This is a genomic window from Dietzia sp. oral taxon 368 (assembly GCF_002999155.1).
In the GTDB taxonomy this organism is placed as follows: Bacteria; Actinomycetota; Actinomycetes; order Mycobacteriales; family Mycobacteriaceae; genus Dietzia; species Dietzia cinnamea.
The window spans coordinates 1,648,436-1,668,229 of the sequence record NZ_CP027238.1 but is presented as its reverse complement, the minus strand read 5'-3'; the positions used below and the strand labels follow the sequence as shown (position 1 = coordinate 1,668,229).

11 protein-coding genes are annotated in these 19,794 nt (G+C 73.2%); 8 read left to right on the top strand and 3 right to left on the bottom strand.

Annotated features, from left to right (window positions below):
* Positions 1-2: 2 nt before the first annotated feature.
* The 3 genes from C3V38_RS07740 to C3V38_RS07730 all read right to left on the bottom strand — a co-directional run bounded on the left by C3V38_RS07740 (position 3) and on the right by C3V38_RS07730 (position 4,564).
* Positions 3-1,874, bottom strand: a complete 1,872-nt coding sequence (locus tag C3V38_RS07740; protein ID WP_106385463.1) for a glycosyltransferase — start codon at positions 1,872-1,874, stop codon at positions 3-5.
* 69 nt (positions 1,875-1,943) lie between these two features.
* Positions 1,944-4,010, bottom strand: a complete 2,067-nt coding sequence (locus C3V38_RS07735; RefSeq protein ID WP_106385462.1) for a DUF6541 family protein — start codon at positions 4,008-4,010, stop codon at positions 1,944-1,946.
* A 5-nt stretch (positions 4,011-4,015) separates the two neighbouring features.
* Positions 4,016-4,564 carry a GtrA family protein gene (locus C3V38_RS07730; RefSeq protein WP_106385461.1) on the bottom strand — a complete coding sequence of 183 codons (549 nt, stop codon included), beginning with the start codon at positions 4,562-4,564 and terminating at the stop codon, positions 4,016-4,018.
* 335 nt (positions 4,565-4,899) lie between these two features.
* Here C3V38_RS07730 and C3V38_RS07725 point away from each other — a divergent pair, with 335 nt between their 5' ends.
* The 8 genes from C3V38_RS07725 (at position 4,900) to C3V38_RS07690 (ending at position 19,589) form a co-directional block, all read left to right on the top strand.
* A complete protein-coding gene (locus C3V38_RS07725) occupies positions 4,900-5,082 on the top strand; it encodes a hypothetical protein (RefSeq protein WP_106385460.1) in 183 nt (60 codons plus the stop codon).
* Between the two features lie 64 nt (positions 5,083-5,146).
* Positions 5,147-6,736: an IS1182 family transposase gene (locus C3V38_RS07720; protein WP_106385459.1), complete on the top strand. Its 1,590-nt coding sequence runs from the start codon at positions 5,147-5,149 to the stop codon at positions 6,734-6,736.
* Positions 6,737-7,027: 291 nt separating this feature from the next.
* The gene (locus C3V38_RS07715; RefSeq protein WP_165001082.1) at positions 7,028-8,425 is read left to right on the top strand and encodes a lipase family protein; all 1,398 of its coding nucleotides are present in this window, start codon (positions 7,028-7,030) and stop codon (positions 8,423-8,425) included.
* A 174-nt stretch (positions 8,426-8,599) separates the two neighbouring features.
* A complete protein-coding gene (locus C3V38_RS07710) occupies positions 8,600-10,048 on the top strand; it encodes an FAD-binding oxidoreductase (RefSeq protein WP_106385458.1) in 1,449 nt (482 codons plus the stop codon).
* Positions 10,049-10,098: 50 nt separating this feature from the next.
* Positions 10,099-10,860: a decaprenylphospho-beta-D-erythro-pentofuranosid-2-ulose 2-reductase gene (locus C3V38_RS07705; protein ID WP_106385457.1), complete on the top strand. Its 762-nt coding sequence runs from the start codon at positions 10,099-10,101 to the stop codon at positions 10,858-10,860.
* A 2-nt stretch (positions 10,861-10,862) separates the two neighbouring features.
* Positions 10,863-12,806 carry an arabinofuranosyltransferase gene (locus C3V38_RS07700; RefSeq protein WP_106385456.1) on the top strand — a complete coding sequence of 648 codons (1,944 nt, stop codon included), beginning with the start codon at positions 10,863-10,865 and terminating at the stop codon, positions 12,804-12,806.
* A gap of 23 nt (positions 12,807-12,829) precedes the next feature.
* Complete coding sequence (locus tag C3V38_RS07695) at positions 12,830-16,207, top strand: arabinosyltransferase domain-containing protein (RefSeq protein ID WP_106385455.1); 3,378 nt, start codon at positions 12,830-12,832, stop codon at positions 16,205-16,207.
* A 22-nt stretch (positions 16,208-16,229) separates the two neighbouring features.
* Positions 16,230-19,589, top strand: coding sequence for an arabinosyltransferase domain-containing protein (locus C3V38_RS07690; protein ID WP_106385454.1), 3,360 nt, complete (start codon positions 16,230-16,232; stop codon positions 19,587-19,589).
* Positions 19,590-19,794: the final 205 nt, after the last annotated feature.

The following is a 19,794-nucleotide window of genomic DNA, read 5'->3' as shown; positions in this document are numbered from 1 at the left end:
CGCTACACCCCGTAGAGCCGCGCCCAGTTCTCCCGGGTGGTGAGCTCGGCCTGGGCCGCGCGCCACCGCCGCTGCGCGGCGGGCGCCTCGCGGACGAACCGGGCGAGCAGCGCCGCCAGCCGCTTCTGCAGCTCGGAGACCCGCGCCGGATCGACCTTCCGGTGGTGCACGCCGGTCTGCGAGGCGTCGGTCACGTAGACCTCGTCGAACAGCGACACGTGCCACCAGGCGGCGTCCTCGTACGGGATCGCCACGACGCCGCGGCGCTGCCGACCGAGCTTCTGGGTGAGCAGCCGCTTGGCCAGCACCTGGTCCTCGCGGTCCTCGCGCGGGATGCCCACCTTGCGCTCGACTCTGATCCCCGCGGGGAGCGCCTCCACGGCGAGCTTGGCGGTCTCGGGGTACTCCGCGCGCTCGGCCCGGATCGCTGCGAGCGCGGCCTGCCCGCCGTCGCCCACCCCGCGGGAGCCGTCGGGCCCGTCGAGGAACGCCTCGATCCCCCGCATCCGCGTGGCCGCCAGCCCGTACTGCATGCCCACCATCGCCCGAAGGACGCTGCGCCCGAGGTTCTTGGCCATGCTCTTCGGGTCGATCCCCTGCCGGATCGCGGCGGTGACCAGCGAGTTCCGCTGGGAGAAGAACTGGCCGAAGTCGTCGCCGTCCTTCCAGTAGAAGTCGGCGTGCCACACGGCCGCGCCCTGCAGCGTGCCCGTCGGGATCCCGGCCTGACGGCACCGGAGGCCGTACTCGATGTCGTCCCACTGGAAGAAGTACGGCATCGGCAGGCCCACCTCCTCCACCGCCTCGCCGGGGACGAGGCAGGACCACCAGGCGTTGTACTCGGCGTCGATCCGCCGCTCCTGCCGGTTCTCGACCACCGACTCGTCGCGCAGCGCGTACTCGTCGGCGTCGAGGCCGCCGCGGAGCTCGTCGAGCTGCGTGCGCTCGGCCGAGACCAGCAGGTAGTCGGGGTTGTACAGGTACAGCATCTGCGCCCCGACCAGCATCGGCTCGCGCGTCACGGCGGCAAAGGCGAACAGTCGCAGGACCGTCTCCGGCTCCACCCGGACGTCGTCGTCCATGAGCAGTACGTCCACGGGCCCGGCGGCGCCCGGCGCGGTGGCCTCGAACAGGCCGCGGCTGAAGCCGCCGGCGCCGCCGAGGTTGGGCTGGCGCAGGTAGTGCAGCCGGTCGCCGAACTCCTCGGCCGCGTGTTGGAACGGCTCGCGGGTCTCCACCAGGTCGGTGCCCTGGTCCGTCACGTAGAGGTCGTCGACGAGGTCCGCGACGAGGGGATCCGAGGCCAGCGAGTCCACGGTGGCCGCACAGTCGTCCGCCCTGTTGAACGTGCAGATCGCCACGGCGGCGCGGCGGGCGGGCCTCGTCGTCGTCGTACTCCACACAACCTCCGACACGGTCGCCGGCGCGTCCACGGCGTGCAGCTCCAGCCACATCGCGCCACCGTCGGTGAACGCGTCCACCGGCACGTGCAGCACCGCCATCCCGTCACCGTGGTGGCGGACCACGTCCACCGTCCGCACGTGGGAGCCGATGTCGGAGGCGCGGACCAGCACGTCCAGCTGCCCGGTCGTCTCCACGGACACGCGCACGGTGAGCTCGGTGACCGAGGTCCACCGCTGCCAGTAGGAGGCCTCGAACCGGCCGAAGTACGTGTTGGTGTCGACGATCGCGCCGGCGTCCATGTGCAGCTCGGCGCGGGTACGTCGCACGACCCCGCGCACGATGCGCGAGTACAGGTCGTCGTTGACCCACCGGCGCGGGCCCGAGAACAGCGTGCGCTGGAGCAACAAGTCGCGCTCGGGCTGCGGGGCGGCGGTGTCGGTGCCCGCGGCGGTCACGGTGGTGGCGTCCATGAGGCGATGCGCTCCTGGTGGGGTCGGTGCGGGGACACGGCCCGTCGGGGCCGCGCGGCGGCGGGCCGCTCAGGGCCCGGTCGCGCCGTCCAGGCTAGTCGCCGGCCCGGCGGCGGCCGCGTCGACGACCGGTGAGTCGGTGTTCGGGGGCTGCACGGGCGGGGTGACCGGGGGGATCCCCGGCGGCGGCAGCAGCGGCGGGTGGTCCGCGGGCACCGGCAGAACCTCGTACAGCCGGGCGCCGGAGTTGCCCTCGACGAGCCGCAGGTGGGGGTTGAGGTCGAGCCCGATGAACCCGCCCGGCCGCCCCGGCCCGCCCACGACGCCGGTGCCGACGATCACCCAGCGCACGTCCTGCCGCAGCACCTCGTGCGTGACCGACGGGTCGAAGCCGTAGCGGTTGATCGAGGTGTACAGGATCATGCGGTCGGCGCCGACCTGCCCGACCGGGTCGTCGGCGAGCGGCGCGCCGAACACCACGGGCACCCCGTGCAGCGCGTACGCCCACGCGGTGCCGTCGAACGGGTCATTGAGGACCACGCCGCCCTCGTGCCGCTCCCCCAGCGCGTCGAGCACCGCGCGTTCGCGGGCGTTGACCGCCGGGCCGTCGCCGTAGCCCCACACCCGCAGGTCGCGGGCCAGGACCGCGTGCCCGGAGACCGTGAGCAGCCCCAGCACGGCCACCACCACGACGCCGGTCCGCGCGGCCGGGCGGCGGGCCGAACCGAGCGGGACGAGCGCCCGCACGCCCGCGCCGGCCAGCACGGCCGACGGCAGCACCAGCAGGGAGGCGAACCGGTAGAAGTCGTCCCACCAGAAGCCGGTGAAGACCCGCACCCAGTCGCCGTGCACCGCCGCGGCCAGCACGTACAGCGCGCCGTAGACCACGAGCGCGGCGGCGGGGGCGGCGAGCGGGCGACGGCGCCGCGGGTCCACGACCGCCACCGCCAGGCCCACGAGCACCGCGACCGCCATCCCGATCGAGGACAGCGCGGTGGGCCCGAGGTCGAACACCCCGGCCACCGCGCGCGGCACACCCACCTCGCGCGGCCACGAGAACCCGGCGAGCGACTCGGTGGTCCCGGCCGAGACCATGGTCACCGACCACAGCACGTACGGGGCCGCCGCGACCGCGGCCAGCGCGAAGCCGCCGAGGACCGCGAACCTGGGCCGCGCGCCGGGCGCGGCGACCACCGCGGCGACGGCCTGGGCCGCCAGCGGGATCGCCGCCGCGAGCGCCACCGACGGGTGCACCGACCACGCCCCCGCCATGCCCGCCCCGAGCAGCGCCGCGTGCGCGAGCATGCGCGGCCGCCGCGCGGCGAGCTGCTCGCCCAGCAGGACCAGGCCCGGGATCACCGCCACGCCCAGCGCGAACGGCAGCACCGGGCCGCGGCCCAGCGCGAGGTACGGGAAGGTCCACGCCGCGCCCGCCACGACCGCCGCGCCGACCGCCGCGAGCCGCGACCCGCCGCACAGCTGCCCCGCCAGGACCGCGACGCCCAGCACGAACACCACGCCGGTGACCGCCGAGACCGCGTTGAGGGCCTCCGGCAGGCCGCCGCCCACGCCCAGCAGCAGGGACGCCAGGGCGTGGTAGGTGTCCGGGTAGAAGAAGTGCGGGTTGGCGGGCTGGCTCACCGGCGCGAGGTCGGTGAGACCGGCCCGCCCCGTCTCGGCGATGAACCGCGTGGCGCCGCCGTGGAAGATCGCGTCCCAGCCCTGCGGGATGGCCGTGAGAGCGCGGGTGGCGACGAGGACCTGGACCGCCGGGACGAGGGCCAGAGCGACGACGACGAGGTCGACCACCCCCGGGCCCGGCCCGCGACCGCGCACCTCGTCGTCGACGTCGGACTCCTCACCCCGCCGCCACGTCCCCCGGTCGGTGACCCGGGCGGCGATCCCGAGCGCGGCGGCGGCGAGCAGCCCCACGAGGGCGGTCACGCCCGCCGAGGCGAGGCCCCACCGCACGTCGGCGGCGGCCGTGACCGCGCACCCGACCGCCACCACAGCGGTGGTCAGGGCGGGGCCCGCGGCGAGCGCGTCCCGCCACCGCGCGCCGGCGGCCAGGCAGATCAGCGCGCCCGGCACGACCAGCAGCGCCAGCGCGGCGGCGAGCAGGAGCGCGACGGACATGCCGGTCAGCGGACCCGGAAGATCACGGTCCGCTGGACGATGAAGTTGGTGACGGTCGCGACGCCCTGGGCGATGACGTACCCGATGGTCGTGGCCCAGAAGGTGCTCCAGTCCAGTCCGTGGAAGAACGGCACGAGGACCATGAACAGGCCCCACTGCACGCCGAACATGAGGGCGTACAGGCACATCGTGGCGATGAACCGCGCCCGCGACGGCTCGGCCCGGAACGTCCACCGGCGGTTGATGCCGTACGCGGTGAGCGTGCCCGCGACGAACGACAGCGCCTTGGCCGGGCCGTAGCCCAGACCGGCCAGCATGAGCAGCTGCAGCAGGCCGTAGTCGACGACCGCCGAGAGCACCCCGGTGAGGAAGAACCGCAGGATCTGCGTCTTGAGATCGGTGCCCTCCCGCGGGTCGGACTCGTGGCGCGACTCCAGCGGGTCCACCGCGCCGCGCAGGGAGTCGAGGACGGAATCGACGGGATCGACCGGGTCGGCGGAATCGGCGGAGTCGCTCCTGGCGCCGGCGTCTCTCGGGGAAGAACTCACCAGCACAGGGTAGGCCGCGGCTCCGACGAGTGAACATCCACACAGGGGGCTTGTGCGGCCCCGGCGGGCGTGTCATCCTTTTCTCCATCGCGGGCACACCAGCCCGTTTCCGGTCGAACCGTCCGGCGACACCTCCGCCGACCACGTCCGACCCCGCTGGAGCGATCCGCTCGCGGCACACCCCATCTCTTCCCGGCGCCCACGCCACGAGGTCCGCGCCTTCTCCCCGGGTGAGCCGCCGTCGCCTCCACCCCCACGCACGCGAACGACCCCCGTCGTCGCCCCGCCCCGAGCGGTGACGCGCCGGGCCCGTCGTCCTTCCACGACCAGGAGTGAGTCCCATGTCGCAGTACCGCAGTCCCGCCATGAACAACGCCCCGACCGCGTTCTCCTACACGCCCACCGGGCGGGCGATCCCGCCGTCGTCGCCGCTGCGCACGCCCAACCGTCGCCCGGCGTCGCCGTCGTACACGCCCACCGGCCGCGCCGTCCTGTCGACGCCCGCCACCCGCGGCTCCGCCTAGGAGGCTGCTGAACAATCCGGGTGTCCGCACCTCGGGTTGGCGGGGCGCCTGAAATACTGCGTGTATGCAGGGTGAGTCGGATCGGCAACGGGAATTGCTGGATGTGGAGTCGGTGGCGGGGCATCTGCTCGAGCCCGGCAGCGTGTTCGCATTGCTGGCCGAGCATCGGGACCGGTTGTTCCCGGCGGAGTTGTTCGCCGACCTGTTCCGGTCGGGTCGGGGCCGGCCGTCGATCCCGGGTGAGGTGATCGCCTCCGTCATCGTCTTGCAAGCCCTGTACGGCCATTCGGACCGTGAGGCCGTGGATGCGTTGACGTTCGATCTGCGGTGGAAGGCTGCCTGCGGGTACGCGGTCGATGCGAAGGGCTTTGACTCGTCGACGTTGACCTATTGGCGGCGCCGGTTGGCGGCCAGCGAGCGTCCGCAGCGGATCTTCGAGGTGGTACGTCAGGTCATCGCCGAGACCGGGGCGGTCAAGTCCAAGACCCGCCGGGCACTGGACTCGACGGTGCTGGACGATGCGGTTGCCCGTCAGGACACGATCACCCAGTTGATCGCCCAGATCCGTCGGGTGGGCCGCGAGGTCCCCGACGCCAAAGACCTCATCGCCAGCGTGTGCACCCGCCTGGCCCAGGTGACCGGCCACGGATACGAGACGGCGGGCAAACCACGTATCGCGTGGGACGACCAGGCCGCCCGCGACGAGCTGGTCTCCGCCCTGGTAGCCGATGCGTTGGCACTGCTGGAGGCTTTGAACGTCGAGGCGATCACCGCCGCTGGTGGCAGGCCGGCCGAGGCGGTCGCTCTCTTGGCGTTGGTGGCCGGTCAGGACGTCGAACCGGCCGAGGATTCCGATGGCACCGACGGGCGGTGGCGCATCGCGCGCCGTACCGCCCCGGATCGGGTGATCTCCACTGTCGATCCTGATGCCCGGCACGCGCACAAGACCCAGCAGCGTCGCCAGGACGGGTTCAAAGCCCACATCGTGGTCGAACCCGACACCGGCTTGACCACCGCGACCCGGCTGGCCCGGGCCAGCGGCCCGGACAATTCCGATGCCACTGTCGGCGCGGACCTGGTCACCACAGATCCCACCACTACAGACGTCGAGAACATTGAGGTGCTGGGCGATTCGGCGTACGCCACCGGAGACATGCTGGCCACCCTCGCCGGAAAGCAGTGGCTGCCGCTGGTCAAACCCTGGCCGACCAGGCCCGCTGTGGAGGGCGGGTTTGGTCTCGATGACTTCACCTTCGATGCCGCGGCAAACACGTTGACCTGCCCGGCTGATGTCACGCGGACAGTGTCGCCGCAGGGCCGGGCGAAGTTCGGTGCGGCCTGCCGGCAGTGTCCGCTGCGCCAGCGGTGCACCACCTCACAATCCGGCCGCTCGGTGCTGCTGGGCGAGCACCATGTGCTGCAACGCCAGCACCGCCAGCGCGCACAGGGCGAGGACTTCCGGGCCACCTACCGGCAGCATCGCCCGATGGTGGAACGCTCCATCGCCTGGCTCACCCGAGGCGCCCGACGAGTGCCCTATCGCGGCGTGGACAAGAACAATAACTGGCTCCACCACCGCGCCGCCGCCCTCAACCTACGACGCCTGCTCGCCATGGGGCTGACCATGAAGAACGGGACCTGGGCCCTGGCCTGACCCAGTAACCAGGGCCTCATGAACCTCCCTGCTGCAGGCCGGTCAGCCACACGAGGACCACAGGCGGGCGCATCGCTCCCAGTCGCCGTACCCAGAGCGCTGACCTGAATCGCCGCTTGACGGCCCACCGAGACCGATCCGCAAGCCGCTCACACCACCGCAACCCCCAATGGCGCCTTGTTCAGCAGCCTCCTAGGACGAGCCCACCCCCGAACCCGCTGTTCGCGCGCGCCGGTCACCCCCGGCGCGCGCGACTCGTCCGCCGCCGACCGCGCCGTATACCGTGAGCGCATGAGGTCGCGGCGTCCCCTCCGTCCCGGCCGCGCGGTCGCGGCGGCACTCCTTGCGCTGACGTGCGCGCTCACCGCGGCGCCCGCCGGGGCCGCTCAGCCCACCGGTGCGGCGTCGTCCGCGGTCACGGTCCCCGACCCGTTCGCCGCGCTCCGGCCCGTGCCCGAGCACGAGCGCACGCCCGAGCGCTACCTGCCCAGCCCGTCCCCGGACCCCTGGTACTCGTCGCCGCCGGCCGTCGACCCCGCGACCGCCCCGGGGACGATCCTCGCCACGCGGGACGTGACGATCCCGCCGCACAACGTCCGCAACTTCGGCCGCGGCTGGCAGGTCCTGGTCCAGAGCACCGACTCCCACGACCGCCCGCAGCAGATCGTGTCGACGCTCATCGAGCCGGCCACCCCGTGGCCCGGGCCCGATCCTCGGCCGCTCGTGTCGTTCAACGTCACGATCGACTCGCTGGGCCTGACCTGCATGCCGTCCCACACGCTGCCGCACACGTTCAACCTCGAGCTCCCGCCGTTCCTGCAGATCCTCGCCGACCGCGGCTACGGCCTGGTCGTCACCGACTTCCAGGGGCCCAGGGCGGCCTACGCGGCGGGGCGCGCCAACGGCCGCGCGGTCCTCGACGGCATCCGCGCCGCCCGCGCCTTCATCCCGCCCGGTGAGGCCGACCCGCTGTTCGCCGACTCGCGGGTCGTGCAGGTCGGCTACTCCGGCGGCGGCATCGCCACGGGCTGGGCCGCGCAGCTGCAGCCCGTGTACGCCCCCGAGCTGACCGGCGTGCTCGTCGGCTCATCGGTCGGCGGCGTGCCCTCCGACTACTCCGACCTGTTCGACACGATGGACGGCACCATCGCCTCCGGCCTCTACCGCGCCGCCGTCCTCGGCCTGGCTCGCGAGTACCCCGAGATGTACCCCCTTCTCAACGCCACCGGCGACGTGATCGCGCACCACCTCCGCGATGCCTGCGCCGCCGCCAACACCGCCGGGGGGCTCATCCCCGCGCCGCTGTCCGCCCTGACCGACGTCGATCCCCGCACGGACCCCACGGTCGCGGCCGTCCTGGCCCGCAACCGCCTGGGAACCCCCGACCCCGCCCATGGCGCTGACCCGCGGGAGGTACCGACCGGGCCGGTCCAGGTCTGGCACGGTGACGCCGCCGCGCCGATCGGCCCCGGACCGGGGTCCTCGCGGGGGCCGGGCGACCCGTTCGTCCCCGAGTGGACGGCCCGTCGGCTGGCGGACGAGTGGTGCGCGGCCGGTGCCGACGTCGAATACACGCCGGTGCCCGGCGAACACATCCTCGCGGCCTACACCGCGGTCGGCCCGGCGCTGGACTGGGTCGACGACCGGGCACGCGGCGTCCCCTTCGACTCCGGCTGCCGGCCCGACTGACCGGCGCGGCCCAGGAGGGCGGGCCCCCGGCGAGCGAGCGCCCCTCGTCGTCGTCGGCATCTCTCTCGTCTCTCTCGTCGCCCCGTCATCCCACCGTGATCCCGCGGTCGGTCGCGTCACACCCCGGCGCGGCGACGCGGCGGCCGCGCCCCACCGGGCGGTAACCTCGACCGCGTGAGCACCGCGCAGAACACCCCACCGGCCCCGACCGCGCTGGACACCGAACTCCGGCGCCTGACCGGCTGGGGCCGCACCGCCCCGGCGATGAGCCACGTGCTGACCCCACGCTCGGTCGACGAGATCTCCGCGGCCGTCGCGGCGGTCAACGACTCCAACGCCTCCTCCCCAGCCCACCTGCGGCGCGGCGTGGTCGCCCGCGGCCTCGGCCGCTCGTACGGCGACAGCGCCCAGAACTCCGGCGGACTCGTCGTGGACATGAGCCGGTTCAACCGCATCCACGAACTCAACGCCGAGAAGGCGCTGGCAGTGGTCGACGCGGGCGTCAACCTCGACCAGCTCATGCGCGCGGCCCTCCCGTTCGGGCTGTGGGTGCCGGTCCTGCCGGGCACGCGACAGGTGACCGTCGGCGGCGCGATCGGCCACGACATCCACGGCAAGAACCACCATTCCGCCGGCTCGTTCGGCAACCACGTCACGCGCATGGAGCTGCTCGTCGCGGACGGCCGCGTGCTCACACTCGAGCCGGGCGGCACCGCCGACGACCCCGATGGAACGTTGTTCTGGGCGACCGTCGGTGGCAACGGACTGACCGGCATCATCCTCAAGGTGTGGATCGCCATGACCCGCACCGAGACTGCCTACTTCCTGGCGGATTCCGACCAGACCGGCTCGCTGGACGAGACCATCGCCCTGCACACCGACGGGTCGGAGTCGAAGTACACCTACTCGTCCGCGTGGTTCGACGCGATCAGCGCGCCCCCCAAGCTCGGCCGGGCCGCGGTCTCGCGCGGGTCGCTGGCCACGCTGGCCCAGCTCGAGGAGTACGCGCCCAAGCTGGCGAAGAACCCGCTGGCGATGGACGCCAAGCCGCTCATCACGTTCCCCGACGTGTTCCCCAACGGGCTGGCCAACAAGTACACCTTCGGCCCCATCGGCGAGGTCTACTACCGGCTCGGCGGGACGTCGCGGAACCAGATCAAGACGTTGCCGGCGTTCTACCACATGCTCGACCTGTTCTCGGAGTGGAACCGGGCCTACGGATCCAAGGGGTTCCTGCAGTACCAGTTCATCGTCCCGCCCGGCGCGGTCGAGGGCTTCAAGGAGCTCATCGGCGACATCCAGCGCTCGGGGCACTATTCGTTCCTCAACGTGTTCAAGCTGTTCGGCCCCGGGAACCAGGCCCCGCTGTCCTTCCCTATGGAGGGGTGGAACGTGTGCGTGGACTTCCCCATCAACGACCGGCTCAACAGCTTCGTCAACCACCTCGACGCCAAGGTCATGTCGATGGGCGGACGGCTCTACACGGCCAAGGACTCGCGCGTCCCGGCCGAGCGGTTCCACGCCATGTACCCGGAGATCGACTCGTGGATCGCCACCCGCCGCGGCATCGACCCCCACGGGGTGTTCGCCTCCGACATGGGCCGGCGGCTCGAACTGCTCTGAGCGGGTGAGCGCCCCCAGGGGTGTCGGGCCCCGTCGGTAGACTCCTGCCCATGATCAATGCCGTCGGCGTCCCCCAGACCCTGCTCCTGCTCGGTGGAACCTCCGAGATCGGCCTGGCCATCTGTGCCGAGTACCTGCAGCAGGGCCCGATGCGCGTGATCCTGGCGTGCCTGCCCGGCGACCCCGGCGTGGAGGACGCGCGGGCGGAGATGACGGCCGCCGGCGCGAGCGCCGTGGAGGTCGTGGACTTCGACGCCGCGGCCACCGACACGCACCCGGCCACGTTCGAGACGATCTTCGCCGGTGGGGACGTCGACGTGGCGATCGTCGCGTTCGGCCTCCTCGGGGAGAACGAGGAACTCTGGTCCGACCAGCGCAAGGCGGTCCAGATCGCGCAGATCAACTACACCGGTGCCGTCTCGGTGGGCGTGCTGCTCGCCGAGCGGATGAAGGCCCAGGGCTTCGGCCGGATCATCGCCATGAGCTCGGCCGCCGGCCTGCGGGCCCGCCGCTCCAACTTCGTCTACGGCTCCACCAAGGCGGGTCTGGACTCCTTCTACACCGGTCTCGGGTACGCGCTCGACGAGCACGGGGTGGACGTCCTGGTGATCCGCCCCGGCCAGGTGCGCACCCGGATGTCAGCGCACGTCAAGGAGGCGCCGCTGACCATCAACAAGGAGGAGGTCGCGCGCATCGCGGTGAAGAACGCCGGCGCCGGTAAGGGCGCGGTCTTCGCCCCGGCCGCGTTCGGCGGGGTCATGGCCGTGCTCACGCACGTGCCGCGCCCCATCTTCCGCAAGCTCCCCTTCTGAGCATGCCGCCGGCACTGCGCGGACCCGGTCTGGCCGGGGCGGCGACGCTGCTCGCCGCAGCCGTCACCGCCGTGGTCCTGGTGGGTTTCTCGCTCGTCTCCTTCCCTGCCTACGGCAACTCCAACGTCCTGCGGGCCCTGACCGTGGTCGGTCAGACCGCCGCTGTCGCGCTGGTGGCGGCAGGCATCCTCGCCGCGCGCGCCGGGGAGCGGCCTGGGGGTCGGCCCACGCTGGTGCGGCTGGGCAAGCTCGCCGCCCCCACCGGGTCGGCCCTGCTCGTGGCGGCCACGCTGGGCATCCCGCTCGCGGCGTCGCGGCTGTACCTGCACGGCGTGAGCGTGGACCAGGAGTTCCGCACCCAGTTCCTCGGCCGCTCGGCGACCTCGCTCGGGCTGCCCGACATGGCGTACATCGACCTGCCGTCGTTCTACCCGTCGGGGTGGTTCTGGCTGGGCGGGCGGTTCGCGAACCTGGTCGGCCTCGAGGGCTGGGCGGCGTTCAAGCCGTGGGCGATCCTGTCGCTGGCGGTCGCGGCCGCGCTGGTCACCGTGCTGTGGACGCGGATCCTGCGCACCGACCTCGGCGCCGCGGTCGGCCTGGTCTCGACCTCCGTCGTGCTCGCCTACGGCAGCCCCGAGCCGTACGGCGCCGTGGTGGCCCTGTTCCTGCCGCCGGTGCTCATCCTCGCGTGGCACGCGGTCAGCCCGACGGCCCGCCACGCCGGCCGCGGCGCCACCGTGGCCACGACCCTGTTCCTCGGGGCGTCGGCGTGCACCTACACGCTGTACACCGGCCTGGCGGCGGGCACGGTCGTCCTCATGGCGCTCGTCGCGACCGTCTCCGCGGTGCTCGCCGCGCGGCGCGGTCGACGCGTGATCCCGCTCTGGCTGCCCGCGGCCCGGCTCGCGGTGATCGGGTCCGGGTCGATCCTCATCGCCCTGCTCGTGTGGGCGCCCTACCTGCTGGCCGCGCTCCGCGGCGAGCCCGCCGACTCCGGCACCGCCATGCACTACCTGCCCGAGGCCGGAGCGCGGCTGCCGCTGCCGATGACCGCCGGCGGCCTCGCCGGCTGCGTGTGCCTGGCCGGCCTCGTGTGGATCATCGCGCGGGCGTGGACCTCGCGCCGCGCGCAGGCGCTCGGCCTGGGCGTCGTGGCCGTCTACCTGTGGTGCCTCGCCTCGATGGCCGTCACCGTCCTGGGCACCACCATGCTGGGGTTCCGACTCGAACCGGTGCTCATCCTCCTCCTCGTGGTGGCCGGGGTGTTCGCCGTCGTCGACGTCGCCGGGCTCGTCGTGCGCGCGGCCGGCCGTCAGGCCGGTGAGGCCCGGCCCGCCGCGGAGGCCGCCGACCGTCGTCGGCGCGCCGGCGCCGTGGTGGGTGTGCTGTCCGCCCTCGCCGTGCTCGCCCACGCGCAGGGGATCCCCGACCATCTGCACGACGAGATCCGGCTGGCCTACACCGACACGGACGGTCACGGCGAGCGGGCCGACCGCTACCCGCCCGGCCCCGAGTCCCACTACGCCGAGGTCGACCGCGTCATCCGGGAGTCGTTCCCCGGCCGCGACCGGACCGACCTCGTCGTCGCCAGCACCGCCGACGCGTTCCTGGCCTACCACCCGTACTTCGCCTACCAGGCCGTCACCTCGCACTACGCCAATCCGCTGGGGCGGTACGCCGACCGCAACGAGTCCATGGTCGCGTGGCAGGACGCCACCAGCGGTGACGAGCTGTTCGCGATGATGCGTGGGACGCCGTGGCGCGGCCCCGACGCGATCGTCACGCGCCGGTCGGGCGACGGCTTCTCCCTGCGCCTGGCCGAGGACACCTACCCCAACGACCCCAACGTCCGCCGCTTCGGCGTCACCATCCCCGGGGAGGCCGTCGAGGGGGACCACTTCGAGGTCCACGACGTGGGTCCGTTCGCCGTGATCACGGTGCGGTGAGGAGGCTGTGCGGTGATCAGGCGATGACAGCGGAGCGGACGGGAACCGTGGGACGGGGCGACGACGACGAGGTGCGCGACACCGACGTCGAGCGTCCACTCGGTCTGCACCCGTACCCCGGCATGGACCGCGACCGCCGGTGGGCGGTCATCACCGGCTTCCTCGGAGCGGTCCTGGCGATCCTCGCCGGGTTCCTCCCCGTGCACCAGGACACCACGCGGGTGCAGTGGACGGCCGGGCCCGACTACGCCTCGGTCACCGCCCCGCTCGTCTCCGGGCGACCGCTCGACCTCACCATCACCGCACCGTGCGCGCCGCTGGCGCAGGTCCCCGAGAACACGATCGTGTTCTCCACCCTGCCGGAGGGCGCCCCCGGGCGGATCTCCGACGGGCTGGTGGTCCAGCGCGCCGAGGACGCGGCGGGCGACCCGGTCATCGAGGTGGCGGTACGCAACATCACGCTGCTGTCGGTGCCGCTGTCCACCCTGCGCGACCCCGGGTGCGAGACGCTGAACGTGCGCGCCGAGACGGGCATCCTCGTCGCCGAGTTCACCGGCCTGGAGCGCGACCCCGACGACGCCGACGACGCGGTCCGCGCCGCCGTCCCGGGGGCCATGCGCCCGCAGGTCACCGGGGTCTTCACCGACCTCACGCCCGTGACCGCGCCCGACGGCCTCGGCGCGTCCACGGTCGAGGTCACCGTCGACTCCCGGTACTCCTCCAGCCCCACCGCGCTCAAGCTGGTGCTCATGGTGATCGGGGTGCTCGCCACCCTCGCCTCCGTGGTGTTCCTGCACCGCCTCGACGGCATCGACGGCCGCTCGCACCGCCGCTTCGTCCCGCGGTCCTGGTCGCGGTTGTCCGGGGTCGACGGGGTCGTCATCGGCGTCCTGGGCTTCTGGCACCTCGTGGGCGCCAACACCTCCGACGACGGCTACCTGCTCACCATGGCCCGCTCGGCCGGGCCCAGCGGGTACATGGCCAACTACTTCCGCTGGCTCGGCTCCCCCGAGTCCCCGGTCGGCTGGTACTACGAGATCCTGCGCGTGTTCGCCGAGATCTCCACCGCCAGCCCGTGGATGCGGCTGCCCACCCTGCTGTGCGGCATCCTGTCGTGGCTCATCATCAGCCGCGAGGTCGTGCCCCGGCTGGGCCGCCTCGCCCGCACCTGGCGCGGGCCGCGCTGGACGGGCGCCGCCCTGTTCCTGGCCTTCTGGATGGCGTTCAACAACGGGCTACGGCCCGAGCCGGTGATCGCGCTCGGCGCCCTGCTCACGTGGTCGCTGGTCGAGCGGTCCATCGCCACCCGCCGGCTCGTGCCCGGCGTGGCGGCGATCGGCGTGGCCGCGTTCTCCCTCGGTGCCGGCCCCACCGGGCTCATGTGCGTCGCGGCGCTCGCGGCGGGCGCCCGCGAGTTCCTCAGCATGGCCCGGCGGCGCGCGCGGGTGGTCGGGTGGGCCCCGATCCTCGGCCCCGTCCTGGCCGTGGGTCTCGCGCTGCTCTACACCGTGTTCGCGGACCAGACGCTGGCCGCGGTCCTCGAGGCCACCCGCATCCGCACCGAGCTCGGTCCGAGCCTGCCCTGGTACGGGGAGAAGGAGCGGTGGGAGGCGCTGTTCGGGGTCTCCGCCGACGGCGGTGTCGCCCGCCGCTTCCCCGTCCTGCTCATGCTCATGTGCCTGGTCCTGGTCACCGCCGTCATGCTGAGGCGGGGGAAGATCCCCGGCGCGGCCGCCGGGCCCTCGCGCCGACTCATCGGCGTCCTCGCGGGATCGCTGCTGTTCCTGGTGTTCACCCCCACCAAATGGACCCACCACTTCGGGGTCTTCGCCGGTCTGGCGGGTGCGCTCGCCGTCCTCGCCGTCATCGCCCTGCGCTCCTCGACGGTCTCGCTCAATCGGAGTCGCTGGCTGGTGTGGGCGGCGCTGTGCTTTGTCGTCGGCCTGTCCACCGCCACCAACAACACCTGGTGGTACGTCTCCGACTACGGCATCCCCTTCTCCGACTCCTTCCCCGCCGTGGGCGGGGTCCAGGTCCAGTACGTCGCGTTCATCGGCGCCCTGGTGTGCCTGCTCGTCGCCGGCCTGATCCACTCCGGGATCGTGCCCGAGGAACCCGGCGCCGCCCTGTGGCGCCGCGTCCGGCGCGCGGCGCCGTTCCTGCGGACGCACGCCGACACCCCCGCCGCCCGCCGCCGCGCCGACGGCCGGAGCCGCGGGATCGGCGGCACCCCGCTGACGGTGGTCGCGTTCTCCGTGGTGATCTTCGAGCTGGTCTCCGCGGTCACCGCCGTGTTCGTCCAGAGCCCCGCCTACAGCGTCGGCCGCGGCAACATCCGCGCGCTGTCCGGTGAGCCGTGCGCGCTCGCCGACTCCGTGCTCGTCGAGGAGGACTCCAACGACGGCCTGCTCAGCGCGGTCGGCGCCGGGCCCGAGATCTCCCTCGGCGCGGGCGTCGTCAACGGCTTCGCCCCCAACGGCCTCCCCGACTCCATCACCGTCGACAGCGCGGAGGCCTCCGGCGCGCTCGCGACCTCCGAGTCCGGCGAACGCGACCCCGGCGACGGTGTGGACGCCGGCACCACCGGCGGCCGCGGCGCCGTCACGGTCAACGGCTCCACCGTCGCGCTGCCGTTCGGCCTCGACCCGGACACCACCCCGGTCCTGGGCTCCTACCGGCGCGGCCCGCAGGTCGCGGCCGAGCTCACCTCGGCGTGGTACGAGCTGCCCGCCCGCAGCGCCAACCGCCCGCTCCTCGTCATGGCGGCCGCCGGTCGCATCGGCAACGGCGCCCTGCGCATCGAGTACGGACGCCCCGGCCGTGTGGGCGCGACCGGGCCCACCGACTTCGAGGTCATGGGCTCCACCACCCCCATCGACGTCGGCCCCGCGCCCGCCTGGCGGAACCTGCGCATCCCGCTCGACTCGATCCCCGAGGACGCCCAGGTCGTGCGCGTGGTGGCCGCGGACGGCAATCTCGACCCCGACCAGTGGCTGGCCGTCACCCCGCCGCGGAACCCGCGGCTGCGCACCCTCGACGAGGTCGTCGGCCACACCGACCCCGTGCTCATCGACTGGGTCGTCGCGCTGGCCTTCCCGTGCCAGCGGCCGTTCGTCCACAACGGGGGCGTCGCCGAGATCCCCCGCTACCGGATCCTCGCCGACCGCGAGTCGTCGTCCGCCGCCAACTGGTGGCAGAGCGCCGGCGGCGGCGGCCCGCTCCTGTGGACCAGGCAGACCGTCGAGGCCATCACCGTCCCCACCTACCTCGACCACGACTGGGCCCGCGACTGGGGCTCGCTGCAGCGGTTCGAACCCCTCGACCCGGACGCCACTCCCGCCGAACTCCTGCGCGGAAGCGAGGTGCGTTGGGGCTGGACCACGCCGGGTCCGATGAACTGATCGTCGCCTAGAATCGGCTGTCGTGTCAGACTCCTCCCCGGAACCGTCCCCGGCTCATCCCCCGGCTCCCAGTCCGGCCTCCGGCGCGATCGCCGCCGACCCGCGGGTCGCGAGGCTCCGGCTCATCGCCATCGTCAGCGGCCTCGTGGGCACACTGTGCTTCCTGGCCCTGCCGTTCCTGCCGGTCTCCCAGACCACCTCGACCGTGCAGTGGCCGCAGAACGGGTCGGTCGGCTCGGTCACCGCGCCCCTCATGGCGCACTCGCCCCAGCGGTTCACCGCCACCGCGCCGTGCGACCTGGTCGGTGAGCTGCCCGTCGACGGGGGGATCCTGCTGTCCACCGCCCCGGCGGGTGGCGAGGAAGCCGGTGACCGCGCCCTGTTCGTCCGGGCCTCCGCCGACACGGTCGACGTGGTCTCCCGCAACCGCGTCATCGTCTCCGCACCCCGCGACCGGGTCGAGGCCGGGGACTGCACGCAGCTCAGCGTCGTCGCCGCGCCCACCTACGTCGAGGCGTCGTTCGACGGCATCGACGGTGCCGCGCGCCGTGTCGACGCCGACGACCTGCGCCCCATGGTCGTGGGCGTCTACACCGACCTGCCCGCCGACACCGCGGTGCCCGAGGGCCTCGACGTCACCGTGCAGGTCGACTCCCGCTTCACCACCGACCCCACCGCGTGGAAGTGGGCGGCGATCGTCATCGGGCTGCTGTCGACCGCCGTCGCCCTGTGGGCGCTGCACGCGCTGGACCAGACCGACGGTCGCCGCGCACGCCGCTTCCTGCCCCGCGGCTGGTTCCGGATCCGGCCGCCCGACATCGCCGTGATCGGCACGCTCGGCGTCTGGCACTTCGTCGGCGGCAACACCTCCGACGACGGCTACATCCTGTCCATGGCCCGCGCCGCCGATCCCGCCGGCTACATGGCCAACTACTACCGGTGGTACGGGGTCCCCGAGTCGCCGTTCGGCTCGCCCTACTACGACCTGCTGACGCTGTTCTCCCACGTGTCCACCGCGAGCCCGTGGATGCGGCTGCCCGCCCTCCTGGCCGCGATACTGTGCTGGCTCGTCATCAGCCGGGAGGTGCTGCCCCGCCTCGGACGCGCCGCCCGCACCACCCCGGTCGTCGTGTGGAGCGCCGCCGCCGTCTTCCTCGCCTTCTGGATGGCCTTCAACAACGGCCTGCGGCCCGAGCCCATCATCGCGCTGGGCGCGCTGCTGACCTGGGTCTCCGTGGAACGGGCCATCGCCACCCGGCGGATGCTGCCGTTCGCGATCGCCGTCATCATCGCGTCGTTCTCGCTGGCCACCGGTCCCACCGGGCTCATGGCCGTCGCAGCACTGCTCATGGGCCTGCGGGCCGTCGTGCGCACCGTCGTCGTCCGCGGCCGCGTGATCGGTTCGCACCTCGCGCTCATCGCGCCCGTCCTGGCCTCCGGCACGATGGTGCTGATCTGCGTGTTCGGCGTGCAGACCCTCGCCGCCGTGCTCGAGGCCATCCGGGTCCGCGGCGAGATCGGTCCGAGCCTGAGCTGGTTCGAGGAGTTCGTCCGCTACTACTACCTCATGATCCCGACGGTGGACGGCTCGCTCGCCCGTCGACTGCCGGTCCTGCTGGTGCTGCTCTGCCTCGCCGTCGTCGTCGGCACCCTCCTACGCCGCGGCAAGGTCCCGGGCGCCGCCTCGGGCCCGGTCTGGCGCCTGGTCGGCGTGGTCGTGGGCACGGCCTTCTTCATGATGTTCTCGCCCACCAAGTGGACCCACCACTTCGGTGTCTACGCGGGCATCGGCGGCGCGATCGCCGCCCTCGGCGCCCTCGCGATCTCCGCGTCCGCCGTCCGCACCGCCCGCAACCGCACGCTGTTCCTCGGCGTGATCCTCGTGGTGGTGGCGCTGGCGTTCGCCGGCCCCAACGGCTGGTGGTACGTCTCGAGCTACGGCATCCCCTGGTGGGACAAGGCGCCGAGCATCCGCGGCATCGACGCCGCCACCGTGCTGCTCGTCCTGGCGGTGCTGACGTTCGCCTACGCCGCGTGGCAGCACCTGCGTCGTGACTACACCGGCGACAAGGCGCCCCGGACCACCGAGGGCCGACGCCGCGTCCGGACCTTCGCCGCGGCACCGATCGCGGTGGTCGCCGGCCTGCTGGTGATCTTCTCGATCGCGTCGTTCGTCAAGGGTGTCCACAAGCAGTTCCCGGCGTACACGATCGCCGCCGGCAACCTGTCCGCGCTCGCCGGGAACCCCTGCATGCTCGCCGACCGCGTCCTCGTCGAGCCCGACACCAACGCCGGCATGCTCACCCCGCTCGACGCCACTCCCCTGCCCGACGGGACCGTCGACCCGCAGGACCGTGCCGCGGCCATCGAGGCGGGCGGGAACACCGGGTTCACGCCCGACGGTGTCGCGCCCGACCTGTCCGCCGACGCGGTGGTCGCCGATCCCGGCGCCGCCAACACCACGTCCGAGCCCGGCGGCGGCCCGTCGGTCAACACCGGCGAGAGCGCCGGGACCGGAGGCGGCCGGGGCGCCGAGGGCGTCAACTCCTCGACCGTCGCACTGCCCTTCGGGCTCGATCCCGCCACGACACCGGTGCTCGGCTCGTTCCTCGTGGGCCCGCAGCGGGAGGCCAGCCTCGAGACGGGCTGGTACCGCCTGCCGGAGAACCGGGAGTCGCATCCGCTGTTGGTCATCTCGGCGGCGGGTCGCATCGGCCGCTTCGACGCGGACGGCATCTACAAGTACGGCCAGAGCGTGGTCGTGGAGTTCGGCCGCTCGGGCGAGGCCGGCGTCGAGACGGTCGGCGAGCCGGTCGTCCCGTTCGACATCGGCCCCGCCCCCACGTGGCGGAACCTGCGGGTGGACATGCAGGACGCCCCCGCCGACGCCGACGTGATGCGTGTCCGGGTCGACGACAACGACCTCACCCCCGAGCAGTGGGCCGCGATCACGCCCCCGCGCGCTCCCGAGCTCGTGACGGTCCAGGAGATGGTGGGGTCGGAGTCGCCGGTCCTGCTGGACTGGGCGGTGAGCCTGCAGTTCCCGTGCCAGCGTCCGTTCGCGCACTACGCGGGCGTGGCCGAGCTGCCGGAGTACCGGATCCTGCCGGACCGTCCGCTGGCGGTCAGCGCCACGAGCACCTGGATGTCGTACGAGGCCGGCGGGCCACTGGGCTGGGTGGAGACCGCGCAGCGGGCGCGGACGATCCCGTCCTACCTGCGGCACGACTGGAACCGGGACTGGGGTTCGATCGAGGCCTACACCCCGCTGGGCACGTACCAGGAGGAGCCGCCGGCGCCAGCCGAGGTGACCACCGGCACCGAGACGCGCTGGGGCTGGTGGCAGCCCGAAGGGCCGATCTTCGTGACCGACCCCGAGTGACCCGCTCAGCGCGCGGGACCGCGCCGGCCTGAATAGGGCCCGCCGGTCCGATGAGGGCCCGCCGGAGGCAGCAGCCACCGGCGGGCCCTCGATCGTTGGCGCGGCCCCGGCCTGAGACCTCGTCGCCAGCACAGCCGCCCGCCGACATGGCGTCTCGCGCGCACCGCGGTGACGGCGAGACGCCAGGCCGAGGAGCGGCTGCGGC